9 protein-coding genes are annotated in these 13,440 nt (G+C 65.7%); 1 reads left to right on the top strand and 8 read right to left on the bottom strand.

Features of this window, described 5'->3' with window-relative positions; translation table 11 throughout:
* From KAY22_RS17080 to KAY22_RS17070, 3 genes are all read right to left on the bottom strand, one after another.
* Nucleotides 1-1,182, bottom strand: a 1,182-nt coding sequence (locus KAY22_RS17080; RefSeq protein ID WP_296624537.1) for an aminopeptidase P family N-terminal domain-containing protein, incomplete at its 3' end; no start/stop codon positions are given.
* 77 nt (nt 1,183-1,259) lie between these two features.
* Complete coding sequence (locus KAY22_RS17075) at nt 1,260-2,891, bottom strand: amidohydrolase family protein (RefSeq protein ID WP_296624538.1); 1,632 nt, start codon at nt 2,889-2,891, stop codon at nt 1,260-1,262.
* Nucleotides 2,892-2,995: 104 nt separating this feature from the next.
* On the bottom strand, nt 2,996-5,395 hold the full coding sequence (locus KAY22_RS17070; RefSeq protein ID WP_296624536.1) for a TonB-dependent receptor: 2,400 nt from the start codon (nt 5,393-5,395) through the stop codon (nt 2,996-2,998).
* Between the two features lie 664 nt (nt 5,396-6,059).
* Between KAY22_RS17070 and KAY22_RS17065 the strand changes: the two genes are divergently transcribed.
* Complete coding sequence (locus KAY22_RS17065; protein WP_296624535.1) at nt 6,060-7,256, top strand: cytochrome P450; 1,197 nt, start codon at nt 6,060-6,062, stop codon at nt 7,254-7,256.
* Between the two features lie 22 nt (nt 7,257-7,278).
* Here KAY22_RS17065 and KAY22_RS17060 read toward each other — a convergent pair whose 3' ends face one another.
* The 5 genes from KAY22_RS17060 to KAY22_RS17040 all read right to left on the bottom strand — a co-directional run.
* Complete coding sequence (locus KAY22_RS17060) at nt 7,279-8,646, bottom strand: methyl-accepting chemotaxis protein (RefSeq protein ID WP_296624534.1); 1,368 nt, start codon at nt 8,644-8,646, stop codon at nt 7,279-7,281.
* Between the two features lie 90 nt (nt 8,647-8,736).
* A complete protein-coding gene (gene hutU / locus KAY22_RS17055; RefSeq protein ID WP_296624533.1) occupies nt 8,737-10,416 on the bottom strand; it encodes a urocanate hydratase in 1,680 nt (559 codons plus the stop codon).
* An 11-nt stretch (nt 10,417-10,427) separates the two neighbouring features.
* On the bottom strand, nt 10,428-11,234 hold the full coding sequence (gene hutG / locus KAY22_RS17050; RefSeq protein WP_296624532.1) for an N-formylglutamate deformylase: 807 nt from the start codon (nt 11,232-11,234) through the stop codon (nt 10,428-10,430).
* Nucleotides 11,231-12,760, bottom strand: a complete 1,530-nt coding sequence (gene hutH, locus KAY22_RS17045) for a histidine ammonia-lyase (protein ID WP_296624531.1) — start codon at nt 12,758-12,760, stop codon at nt 11,231-11,233. Before hutH ends, hutG begins: the two co-directional genes overlap by 4 nt.
* The coding region (locus KAY22_RS17040) for an amidohydrolase family protein (RefSeq protein ID WP_296624530.1) at nt 12,757-13,440 on the bottom strand (684 nt) is incomplete at its 5' end. The genes KAY22_RS17040 and hutH, both read right to left, overlap by 4 nt.

Genomic DNA, 13,440 nt, shown 5'->3' with positions numbered 1-13,440 from the left:
GCGCCGGCCGGCCGCCTGCAGGTCGCGCTGCATGTCGCAGGTGTGCTGCGGCACTTCCCACATCTTCGTGCCATGTGCGTCGAAGCCGCCGCTGGCATTGGCGGTCTGGTACATGCGGTAATTCTCGCCGCCGCAGCCGCCGACCTTCGCGACGATCACCACCTGCAGCGGCATGTCGCGGCCCAGCCGCTGATAATAAGGCTGGTTGGGATGCGGATAGGCGGTGGTGCGGCCGCAGCGGACCATGACCACGCCGCCGCTGGCGACGCCGCGATTGGGCAACCCGCCGTCGAGCTTGAGGCCCGAGCGCAGCGTATCGAGAAGCCACAGCTGGGTCGCGAGCTGGATTTCCAGGTCGGTGACGTCGGTGCCATGGGCCAGCACATAGTCGCGGGCGAAGGCATGGGCGCGATCGTTGAGCTGATAGGCGCGGTGCGACAGCGCCAGTTCCTCGGGCGTGCTGATCCAGCGGATCTGGCGGACGATGTCCGACACGTTGACGATCTCGACACCGGGCAGGATCTTGGCGAACTTAGCCTGTTCGGACGGATAGAGCTCGCCGTCGATCGCCAGCTTTCCGCCCTCGATGCCCTTTTCCTTCATGCCTTCGAGCATGAATTCGAGCATGTCGACGGTTGCTCCGGTGGAGACCTTGCCTTCATTGGGGAAGGCGCCAGTCGCGTGCGGGAAGTCGAAATAGGCCCGGCCGCCGCCATACCAGCCGCTCTTGATCAGCTGGGTGTCGATGACCGGATGATAATACCAAGGCGCCTCGTCGCCGGCGTTCATCAGGATCGCCTGCGGACGCTCGGTGTTGGAGAACCAGTAGCCGGTGAAATAGGAACAGTTGTTGGCGTTGCGCAGTAGCACCGACTTGCAGCCGCGCTCGGCGACGCGGTCGTGCAGCTTCTTGAAGGCGGCCTTGTTCCAGCTGCGCGGCAGCATGTCGTAGGTCGCGGGCGGGGGCGGGCTGTTCACGCCGGTGAGGGGCGGCAGGAGCAGCTTCTGGCTGTCGCCGCCGGTGCTGCGGAGTTGCGCGGTCAGCGACTTCTCGCCGGCCTGCGATGGCGATGCCTGCATCGCGGCGACCTTGTCGACGCGCGCGGTAAAGCCCGCTGCGATGAGGCCGAGCGCCCCATATTTCATGATATCGCGGCGAACGATCTGCTGCTGGTTATCCATCGCGCTCTCCTGTCGTCATGCTCTGTCGTGCCGGCAAAATAGGGCGGCGCGCCGGGGGCTGCCGGCGCGCCGACGGCTCATGGGTGCGGGAGGCCTGTTTCAGGCATGCCCATGCGCCGTTTCTCGGAAGCGACCATCTCGGCGACATCGGCGAGCAGCTTCTTCGCGTCGTAGACGATGCCGTCCTTGACCGTGTAACTGACGCCGCCGACCCGCTCGAGCTTCTGCGTGCTCTCGTTCAGGCGTAGCGCGCCCGTGCCGTAGAGCGTCTTGAAGTTCTGCAGCGGGTTTTCCTTGAGGATGACGAGGTCGGCGAGCTTGCCGACGCGGACCGTGCCGATCGGCGGGACTGGCTGGCCCTTCGGTTCGTACAGCGTCAGCGCGCCGTTCAGCGTGGCCGCCATCACCACCTGGGTCGGGTTGAAGCCGGCCTCCTGCAGCATCTCCAGTTCCTGGACATAGCCGAAGCCATAGGGCTCGAAGATAAAGCCCGAGTCCGAACCCGTCGTCACGCGGCCGCCGATATTCTTGTAGTCGTTCAGCAGACGCATGAACTTGTCGTAAAATTTGCGCCACTTCACTTCGGTCGCGAGCGTCCAGTCGTAGAAATAGGATCCGTGGTTCTCGCGCGACGACTGATAGAAGCCCCACAGCTGCGGCATGGTATATTTGTCATGCCAGTCGGCGTTGCGGGCGCGCATCAGGTCGCGGCCTGCCGCGTAGATGGTCATCGTGGGGTCGAAGGTGACCTTGTTCGCCTTCTGCTTTTCCAGATAGTCCCACCATTCGGGCGAACCCGGCTCGACGCTCTCGTCCCCCAGATTGGCGACGTCGCCGAAGCGGTCCTGCTCGTCGGCATAATTATAATCATGCCGCCAGTTCTGGACCTGCCCGTTCTTGAGCATCGATTCGAAGTGGCCGTAGAAGTGCGTCACGGTGCCGAGCCCGGCTTCGCCCGCCTGGACGGCGTTCATGCGGCCGACGCCGATCTGCGACAGGTGAGCGACGGTGCCGAGCTTGGTCTTCTTGGCCTCGTCCATGATCGCGGCCATCACCTCGGGCGGCTGGTCTTCGCTGTCGAGGATCTTGATCCCGTCGATGCCCTGCTTGGCGGCCCACTGAACCCAGGCGCGCGCTTTTTCCGGCGTGTTGACGCGGCCGCCGGTCCAGCCCTGGCCCTGGCCGGGACGCTGATAGGCGAAGATGCGCGGTGCCGCGATTTCGTTGCGGGCCGAGCGGGCGCGCTCGCTGAGAGAAATCTCGAACGGCGCGAGGTCGACGCCGCGCACCGTGGTGACGCCATGGGCGAGCCAGAGCTTGTAGGAATAGGAGAGGTCGGGTGCCTTGTCCGAGGTCGAACCATGGACGTGCATGTCGACGAAGCCCGGCGTGACATACATTCCGGTCGCATCGATCTCATAGTCGAAATCACGCGGCTCGCGGCCCTGCTTGAGGGGCAGGCCCGGCGTGCCGGCGGGCAGGATGTCGGCGATGACATTCTTCTCGACGACGATGTCGACCGGCCCGCGCGGCGGGGCGCCCGATCCGTCGATCAGGGTAACGCCGCGGATTACCATCTTGTTGAAGGGCCCGGCGCCTTCGCCCTGCTTCCGCGCCGGGGCGGGGTTGGCGCCTGCGCGCGGCTTGACGGCCTCGACCTTGCCGGGGGCTGCGTCCTGAGCCGCCACATTGCCGGCAGCCACCATCATCGTGCCGCCCAGCAGAGCAAGCACGGTCCTCTTACCGATCTTCATGTTCAATCCCCTCTTGTCGTTGGGAGGTGGGGCGCGGACGCATCGCCCGCGCCCGGCCGTCAGAAGCGCTTGGTGACGTTGACGCCGAACGTGCGCGGCGGCGCGCTGAAGGTGTTGGTCAGGCCGCCCGTATTTGCCGACGAACTCGAGCTGTTGATCGCGGTGTCGTCGAACAGGTTGTTGATATAGAAATAGAGACCCCAGTCATTGTCCGGCTGCTGCACGCCGAAGCGCAGATTGGCCAGCTCGTGCGACGGGATAAGGCGGCGGTAGATGTCGGTCGGCGACAAGGTGCTGTACGACTTGCCGACATGGCTGGCGTCGAAGCGGACGATGCCTTCCATATCGTCGTTGAGTTCGTGCGTATATTCAGCGGCAACACCGGCGGTGATCTTCGGGATGAAGGCCAGGCGGTTGCCCTTGCGGCCGGTCGCGGTCACGATCGTGCTGATCTGATCCTGGGACAGCTTGGCGTCGGTATAGCCGAGATTGCCGCTCACCGAGAAATTGCTGGTGATGTCGGCGGTAAGCTCGGCTTCCGCACCCCAGATGCGCGCCGCGCCGGCATTGGCGATCAGGCCGAACACCGAGCCAGTGCCGGTGGTGCGCGCCGAGACCTGAAGGTCGTCCCAATCGATCCGGTAGCCGGCGACGTTGAAGTAGATGCCCCGTGCCAGCTTCGTCTTGGCGCCGAGTTCATAGTTCCAGATGCTGTCCGACGAATAGCCGGCCAGCGCGGCCGGAAGGCCGATCACCTGGTTGACGCCGCCCGGACGGAAGCCCTGCGCCGCCTGGGCGTAGAACATCAGGTCGGGGTTGGCCTGCCACGCCAGGTTGAACTTGTAGATGAAGCCATCTTCCTTGTTCTTCGCTTCTGTATAGGGCGTGATCCCGGACGAATAATGGATCTGGCCCAGGTCGATCTGACCGCCCACGCGCTTGCGGAAGTCGTAATAGCGCGTGCCCGCCGTCAGCGTCAGCTGGTCGAAGAATTTGTAGCTGAGTTCGACATAGGCGGCCTTCTGCTTCAGATAGTCGAAGATCGTGCGGTCGTAGGCGAGTGCCGTGGGATCGTCGACGTCGTAGAGCGAGCCGTCCGCCGGATTGGCGGTGAGCAATGTCGAACGGACGACGGTCTTGCGGTCTTCCAGGAACAGGCCCGCTGTCCACTGGAAAGGGCTTTCGTTGTTCGAGCTGATGCGCAGTTCGTTGACCCAGTTCTTCACGCTCTGCGGCTGGTAGAGCGACGACTGCTGGATTGCGCGTGTCGCCGGCAGATAGGTGGCGAGTTGCGCATCGGTGCAGGTACCGACGTTGCGCAGCAGAAACTGCCGGCAGCCAGCCGCCGTGTCGCGGCCGTTGAACGTGTCGCCGACGTCGGAAACGGCCACGCGGTCGCGGTCGAAATAGGAGGTCACGCCGACGAGGGTGAAACCGTCGAAATCATAATGGATCGTGCCGTTGTAGATCCGGTTCTCGTCATAATTGCCGGCACGAGCGCGAGCCGAGGTTACATATTTCCGCCCGAGGATCGCCGACGGCTCCAGGCGCCAGCCGGGGCTCTGCGTGCTGACCTTCTCATAATAAGCGGCGAGGTCGATCGTCAGGCGCTCGCTGGGGGTGAACCGCACCAGTGCGCGTCCGCCCGCAGCATAGCCGTCATTGATGTCCTTGTCGTTGCGCAGGAAGGGATCGCCGGCGGGGGTGCTGTCGATCACGTTCTTCGCGGTCGGGTCGCTGGCCAGGATGACGTTGTCCACATAGCCGGCAAACTTGTTGTAATAGCCGACGAAGCGGACAGCGAGCTTGTCCGCGACGATCGGCAGATTGACCATCGCGTCGATCGAATAGCCTTCCTTGCCGCCCTCGACGGTCGACAGATTTGCACTGACGGCGCCTTCGACCTTGTCCGAACGCGGCTTTTCGAAGATCACGCGCAGCGTACCGCCCATCGATCCCGATCCGAACAGCGTGCCCTGCGGGCCGCGCAGAACTTCGGCGCGTTCGACGTCGAACAGGCGGAAATCGGGGGTGGTGCCGGCCGCATCCGAACTGGTCGAGACCGAACCCGAGACCGGAGTTTCGTCATAATAGACGCCGACCGTCGGTTCGCCCGACGATTGGATGCCGCGGATGAGAACGCGACGCTGGCCGGGGCCGCTGTCGACGATGCGGAGCGACGGTGCGTTGCGGGTCAGGTCGGTGAAGCTCGACGAACCCGCTGCGGCAAGTGCCTCGCCCGAGGTGGCCGAAATGGCGAGCGGTGTTTCCTGCAGGCGCGTGTTGCGGCGAAGCGCGGTGACCACGATGTCGGCGCTGTCGATCGCCTCGGCAGCGGTGGACGCGCTGTCCGCGGTGGCCTGCGCCAGCGCGACGCCCGGGGAGGCCATCAGCGTGCCCGCCAGTAGAAACGCCTTGAAGAGCGGCGCGCGTGCCCGGGTGTGGATAATCGTCTTCATGACCGGCTTTCCCCTTTTCTGATTGCGGCCTCCGGACCTCGTCGCCGTTCGGCCGCACCGACTGTCGGAGGTCAGCCTATGACGAGTTATGCCGAAGGTGCTTGGTTTGTTTCCGCGATATGCCGGATAAGACGCGGCATAACGGTCATTTTGCGGAAATAGATCCGTTCGAGAGATGTTGACGATGATCGGTGATTCGGTGGCAAAGCTGTCAGTAGGCCGTACAATATTCGGGATACAGTGTATCATGCCGCATAAAATGCGTTCTGTTAGAATTATCGATGCATTTTTAGCATCGATATATTTCTCGAATAATGTTCGGATTTGTCCAAGTCGATAAGTCCGTCGGCGACGATGAACCGGCGCTGATCTGGCCGGGCTCAAGGCATCGGGTGAACATTCGAATGAATATGATTTGGTCGCCGTGAGTATTTTGGTGCGGGCAACCGGCATCGCAACCTGTCCGTTTTGTAATATTACATCCATCTTCGTGTAATTTCTCTTCCAATTGGCGGGATGCTGCCTGTGCCGTCGACACTTTCTTTCGGAGGGGCCGGCCGGAGATGGCGGGCCCAGCTGTCCATAGTCATAGCTGCGTCCTCGCCCGGGCTGCCCGATTGTCCGGGGGCGTCCGCATGAGGCGCACCGAGGAGAGGAAAGCCGAATGGAAGTGCCGTCAGGGGTCGCAACCGACAGGGTCGTGGATTTCGACATCTTCAACCCGCCGGGGGTGGAAACCGACTATTTTTCGGCCTGGCAGAGTCTCGTCCGGCCTGATGGACCGGGCATGGTCTGGACCACGGCCAATGGCGGCCACTGGATCGCGACGCGGGGCGATGTCGTGCGGAGTCTGTGGGCCGACAGCGAGCGTCTGTCGAGCGAAGTGCTCGCGGTGACGCCCGGCCTCGGCGAGATGATGAAGTTCATCCCCCTGCAGCAGGACCCGCCCGAACATGGGCCCTTCCGCCTTTCTGTGATGAAGGGTCTGGCCTCGCGCTATGTCGTGGCACTCGAACCCAAGGTTGCCGAGGTGACCCGCGAACTGATCGCGGCGATCAAGCCGGCAGGGGCCTGCGAGTTCGTCGAGGAATTCGCCGAAATCCTGCCGCTCCATATCTTTCTCACGTTGATCGACGTGCCCCTGTCCGATCGTCCGCGCCTGCGTGCGCTGGGGGCTCAGCTGACGCGGCCCGATGGTTCGATGACGGTCGAGCAGTTGCGCGATGCCGCCGACGACTATCTGCGGCCCTTCATCGAAGCCCGCATGGCCAATCCGGGCGAGGACCTTTTTAGCCGGATTTTCGTGGCGGGGGTCGATGGCCGTCCGTGGACGATGGATGAAGCGCGGCGCATGTGCCGCAACCTGCTGTTCGGCGGTCTCGATACCGTCGTCGCGATGATCGGCATGATCACGCTCCATCTCGCGCGCCATCCGCAGGACCAGACCTATTTGCGGGCCCATCCGGAACTGCTGCCGCAGGCGGCCGATGAACTGATGCGCCGCTATCCCACCGTATCGGTCAGCCGCAATGCGGTGGTCGACATGGAGATCGACGGTGTGCAGGTCCGCGCGGGCGATATCGTCTATCTTCCCAGCGTCCTCCACAATCTCGACCCGTCGGCCTTCGAGGCGCCGGAAGAGGTACGTTATGACCGCGCTCTCAACCCCACGCGTCATACGACACTGGGTGCGGGTGCGCACCGCTGCGTCGGCGCGGGCCTGGCGCGGATGGAGGTGATCGTCTTCCTGCGAGAATGGCTCGCCAACATGCCCGATATCCGGCTCGACCCCGATAAGCCGGTCCGGATGAAGGGCGGCAATGTCGGCGCCTGTACCGCGCTACCGCTGATCTGGAATTGAAGCTGCCGCGCGGTTCCGCCGTTCAGGCGACGAAGCGCGTGGCGAAGTCGTGTGCGGTCGTCTCGAGCCGGCCCAGTTCGTCGTCGACATGACGGAAGCCGGTAGCCAGCGCTTCGATCTCGCTGGCGACCGCTTCGGTTTCCGTCCGGATCGCGGAAATGGTCAGCGACATCGTATCCGCGGCGAGCGCAGTCTCGTCGACGGCCCCGGTGATGCTGGTCACGGTCGTGGCCTGTTCGTCCATCGCCAGCCGAATCCGCTCGGCGCGCTGCTTCACCTCGCCGACGGTGTCCCGGATCGATCCATTGGCATCGAGGGCCTGTTGCGTCGCCGACTGAATAGCCATGATCTTCTGGGCGATGTCGTCGGTGGCGCGCGCGGTCTGGCTGGCGAGGTTTTTCACTTCCTGTGCGACGACGGCAAAGCCGCGCCCGGCATCGCCGGCTCGCGCGGCTTCGATCGTTGCGTTCAGCGCCAGGAGGTTGGTCTGGCCCGCAATGTCGCGGATCAGGCCGAGGATCGACTCGATCGCACGCGCATGGGTCGACAGCGCCTCCGAGACGGCGACGGCATCGGCCGACTGATCGGCGGCACGGGTCGCGACACTGGCGGCCTGTTCGACCTCGTGCCGTGCATCGGCAATCGCCCGGATGAGCCCGGCGGCGGTGATCGCGGCTTCGCGCATCGCGTCGGCAGACTGCGCCGATGCGGCGGCCACCTCCGACGCCTTGCCGAGCATTGCGCGCGCAGTAGCGGCGGTCGTGCCGGTCTGCGCGCTCAGCGAGCGTGAGCGCACCCGCGTGGTGGAAACGATATCGCCGATATCGGTGCGAAAGGCATCGCTGGAGGCCTCTCGCGCCATCGATGCGCGTTTCTGTCGGATCGCATTGTCGTAGGACAGGGTCAGTTCGAGTTCGACCCCGCCGAGCATGTTGATGCTGCGCTGGGCGAACAGCACGAAGGCGGGATCGTCTGCAAAGCGCTCTGCGATCCGATCGACCGCCAGGTGGGTCTCGCCATACATCTCCATCAGGAAAGTGGGAGCGGGCACTTCCAGCCGGTGGATGAACTTGGCGGTCTTGTTGAGGATCCGCATCCAGTCGAGGTCGATCGGCCGCGTGTAGAGAAAGCGCCGTCGATCGACCAGATGGGCGACGTCGAAGGAGATGTTGTCATTGCCCGGTCGATCGCGCAGCGAGCGCAGCACCGGCTCCCAATGGTCGCGCGCTGCGTCCAGGATGATGTCGGACGCGCGCGCCCATAGCTTGGCCAGCCGGTCGCTCAGCCGGCCACCGGCGTCATAGGTCTGGATCCGGCGGAGGAAATCCTCGTCGGTCAGTGCCTTCGACCCTGCATCCTTTGTGGGACGCGCAACCGCCGCCATGTCCATGGCCGTCTCCTCTCCGATGCGGCAATGGACCCGATCTGGTTAATGAAAGGTAAGCATCGGGATAGGGACCTAGAAGAAGACACTGTTGCCCTAGCGTAACGGCTTTCCGGTAATGGCCGGCAAATCGAGCCTCTGCGCACGCGCGCAGTCGAGCGCGATGTCATAGCCGGCATCGGCATGACGCATGACGCCGGTCGCGGGATCGTTCCACAGCACCCGCTCAAGCCGGCGTGCGGCCGCCTCGCTGCCATCGGCGACGATGACCATCCCGGAATGCTGCGAATAGCCCATGCCGACGCCGCCGCCATGGTGAAGCGAGACCCAGGTCGCGCCCGAAGCGGTGTTGAGCAGCGCATTGAGCAGGGGCCAGTCGGACACGGCGTCGCTGCCGTCGCGCATCGCTTCGGTCTCGCGATTGGGGCTGGCGACCGAGCCGCTGTCGAGATGGTCGCGGCCGATCACCACGGGCGCCTTGAGTTCGCCGCTCGCGACCATCGCGTTGAAGGCGAGGCCAAGCCGGTGGCGGTCGCCGAGGCCGACCCAGCAGATGCGCGCGGGCAGGCCCTGGAACCGGATGCGCTCGCGCGCCATGTCGAGCCAGCGGTGCAGATGGGTATCGTCGGGCAGAAGCTCCTTCACCTTGGCGTCGGTCTTCCAGATATCCTCGGGATCACCCGACAGCGCGGCCCAGCGGAACGGGCCGATTCCGCAGCAGAACAGCGGGCGGATATAGGCCGGGACGAAGCCGGGGAAATCGAACGCATTTTCGACGCCTTCGTCCTTCGCCATCTGCCGGATATTGTTGCCATAATCGGTAGTCGGCACGCCTGCCGCCTGAAAGTCGAGCATCGCGCGGACATGGGTCGCCATCGACGCCTTGGCGGCCTTGGCAACGACCTCGGGCTCGCGCTCGCGGCGCTCGATCCACTCGGCGACCGTCCAGCCGGCGGGCAGATAGCCGTTGACCGGATCATGCGCCGAGGTCTGGTCGGTGAGCAGGTCGGGACGGATGCCGCGCCGGTAGAGCTCGGGCAGGAGCTCCGCCGCATTGCCGAGCAGCCCCACCGACAGCGGGGTCCGCGCGGCGCAGCTTTCCTTGATGATCGCCATCGCCTCGTCGATCGTCTCGGCGGCGCGGTCGAGATAGCCGGTGCGCAGGCGCATCTCGATCCGGCTGGGCTGGCATTCGATCGCGAGGCAGGAGGCCCCCGCCATCACCGCTGCCAGGGGCTGCGCGCCGCCCATCCCGCCCAGGCCGGCGGTGAGCAGCCAGCGTCCGGAGAGATCGCCGCCATAATGCTGACGGCCCATCTCGACGAAGGTCTCATAGGTGCCCTGAACGATGCCTTGCGTGCCGATATAGATCCAGCTGCCGGCGGTCATCTGGCCGTACATCGCCAGCCCCTTGCGATCGAGCTCGGCGAAATGCTCCCAGTTCGCCCATTTCGGCACGAGGTTGGAATTGGCGATCAGCACGCGGGGCGCGTCGGCATGGGTGCGGAAAACGCCGACCGGCTTGCCCGACTGGATCAGCAGCGTCTGGTCGTCCTCCAGCCGGCGCAGCGTTTCGACGATCCGGTCATAGCTTTCCCAGTCGCGCGCGGCGCGGCCGATTCCGCCATAGACGACCAGTTCCTCGGGCCGCTCGGCGACGTCCGGGTGAAGGTTGTTCATCAGCATGCGAAGCGGCGCCTCGGTCAGCCAGCTCTTCGCCGACAGGGTGGTGCCGGTGGCGGGGCGGATCGTGCGGCTGTTGTCGAGACGGGTCATGGCTCTTCCCTTCAGCGGGTGCGGGTGAAGGCGAGGCAGGCGTCGAGCACCTGCCGCAGCGTGGCGATGGTTTCGGGACGCGGCGCGAAGGGCGCAGGCCAGTTGTCGGGCGTCGGCGCAGCAGGCTCGTCCAGATAGCCGCGCATCGACAGCTCCATCTGGATCGCATGGACGCCGTCCTGCGGGCGTCCATAATGGCGCGTTGTCCAGCCGCCCCGGAAACGCCCGTCGACGACATGGCTCTCCCCGCTCGCGGCCACCACCGCCTCGACCGCCTCGCGCAGCGCAGGCGCGCAAGTTGTGCCGCCGTTGGTACCGATGTTGAACAGCGGCAGCTGGCCGTCGAACAGGCGCGGCATATGGCTGAGGATCGAATGGGCGTCATAGACCACGACCCGGTCGTGGCGGTCGCGCAGCCGCTCGATCTCCGCTGCCAGGGCTTGATGATAGAGCTCGAAATAGCGGGTGCGGCGGTCGGCGATCTCCTGCTCGTCCGGCGCCGTGTCGCGATAGAGCGGCTCACCTGCGAAGGTGGTCGTCGGGCAGAGTTCGGTCGTCGTCATGCCGGGATAGAGCGATGCCCCCGACGGATCGCGGTTCACGTCGATCACGCTGCGCGAGATGCGGGTCCGGACGGTGGTCGCGCCAAGGTCGGCGGCGAAGCCATAGACCCGGTCGATCCACCAGTCGGCATCCTTGCGCGCCAGCCATGGCGAGGTGAAGCGCCCTTCATACTCCGCCGGAATGTCGGTGCCGCTGTGCGGGAAGGCGACGATCAGCGGGGCCTCTTGCGGCTCGATCTCCAGCCAGTCGGTCATGCGATCCCCGGCAGCTCGCAGGCGGCGGCGCGCACGACGGCGCCCGAGCGGACAAGGGCGTTGGCGGCTTCCATGTCGGGGTGGAAGTGGCGGTCCTCGTCGAGCATCGGCACCTGCGCGCGCAAAAGGCGCCGCACCGCTTCCAGCGCGTCGCTCGAAGCCAGCGGCGCGTGGAAGTCGCAGCCCTGCGCCGCGGCGAGCAGTTCGATGCCGACCACCGCGCTGGCGTTGGCGGCCATGTCGAGCAGCCGCCGCGCGCCATGGGCGGCCATCGAGACATGGTCCTCCTGATTGGCCGAGGTCGGCAGCGAGTCCACGCTGGCAGGGGTAGCGCGCTGCTTGTTCTCCGACACCAGCGCCGCTGCGGTGACCTGCGGGATCATGAAGCCCGAGTTGAGCCCCGGCCTGGGTGTCAGGAAGGCGGGCAGGCCGGACAGCGCGGGATCGACCAGCATCGCGATGCGGCGTTCGGTGATCGACCCGATCTCGCAGATGGCGAGCGCGATCATGTCGGCGGCGAAAGCGACCGGCTCCGCATGGAAATTGCCGCCCGACAGCGCCTCGTCGGTGTCGGAGAAGATCAGCGGATTGTCGGTGACGCCATTGGCCTCGATCTCCAGCGTGCCGGCGGCGTGGCGCAGCATGTCGAGCACCGCGCCCATCACCTGCGGCTGGCAGCGCAGGCAATAGGGGTCCTGCACCCGCGCATCGCCTTCGAGATGGCTGGCGCGGATCGCAGAGCCGGCCATCAGGTCGCGCAGCGTCGCGGCCACCTCGATCTGGCCCGGCTGGCGGCGCAGCTGGTGGATGCGGTCGTCGAACGGCGTGTCGGAGCCCTTCGCCGCCTCGGTCGCCAGCGCACCGGTGACGAGGGCCGACTGGAACAGCGTCTCGGTGTCGAACAGCCCGGCCAGCGCATTGGCGGTGGAGAATTGCGTGCCGTTGAGCAGCGCCAGCCCTTCCTTCGGGCCGAGCGTCAGCGGGTTGAGCCCGGCTTTCGCCAGCGCGCCGCCGGCGGTCAGCGTCTTGCCGGCGATCTGGATATGACCGACCCCGATCATCGCCGCCGCCATATGCGCGAGGGGAGCGAGATCGCCGCTGGCGCCGACCGACCCCTGGCAGGGGATTACAGGGGTCAGCCCCGCGAACAGCATCGCTTCGAGCAGGCGGATCGTCTCAGGCCGGACGCCCGAGGCGCCCTGGGCAAGGCTGGCGAGCTTCAGCGCCATCATCAGCCGCACGACGGGCACGGGGGAGGGGGCACCGGTACCGGCCGCATGGCTCAGCACGATGTTGCGCTGGAGCGTCGCCAGATCCTCGTCGCCGATCTTGACGCTGGCGAGCTTGCCGAAGCCCGTGTTCAGCCCATAGACCGGTTCGTGACGGGCGATGATCCGTTCGACGGCGGCGGCACTGGCCTCCACGGCGGCGAGCGAGGCCGGGTCGAGCGTCGGCACCGCACCGCGATAGATGGCGCGCCAGTCGGCCAGCGACACCGCGCCGGGCTTCAAGAAGATCGTGTTCATAATCCCTTCCACACACGGTCGTGGAGAGGGGCGTCCCCCATCCGATAGACCAGTTCGGCCAGATGCTCCACGTCCCATATGGCGAGGTCGCATTGCTTGCCCGCTTCCAGCGTGCCGGTGCGGGCCTGCAGGCCAAGCGCCCGCGCCGCGTTGTGCGTCACCGCGAGCAGGCATTCCTCGACCGTCAGCCGGAACAGCGTCGCCCCCATGTTCATCGCCAGCAGGAGCGACGTCAGCGGCGAGGTGCCGGGGTTGCAGTCGGTCGCGAGCGCGATCGGCACCCCGGCCGCGCGCAGTGCCCCAACCGGGGGCTTGCGCTCTTCGCGGGTGAAATAGAAGGCACCGGGCAGCAGCGTGGCCACGGTGCCCGCGCGGGCCATCGCCTGCACGCCGTCCGCGTTGAGATGTTCGAGATGGTCGGCCGACAGCGCGCCGGCCTCGGCCGCCAGCCGCGCGCCGTGAAGATTGGACAGCTGCTCGGCGTGCAGCTTGACCGGCAGGCCCGCCTTGCGCGCGGCATCGAACACGCGGCGCGTCTGATCGGGGGTGAAGCCGATTCCCTCGCAAAAGGCGTCGACCGCATCCGCCAGCCCCGCTTCGGCGGCGGCCGGGATCATCTGCGCGCAGACCAGATCGACATAGCCGTCACCGATCATGCCTGAATGAACGCCCAGATCTTT

Source organism: Rhizorhabdus sp., from assembly GCF_018006725.1.
Classification (GTDB): domain Bacteria; phylum Pseudomonadota; class Alphaproteobacteria; order Sphingomonadales; family Sphingomonadaceae; genus Rhizorhabdus.
The sequence above is the reverse complement of the archived record's forward strand: the minus strand, read 5'-3'. Positions and strand labels throughout refer to the sequence as shown.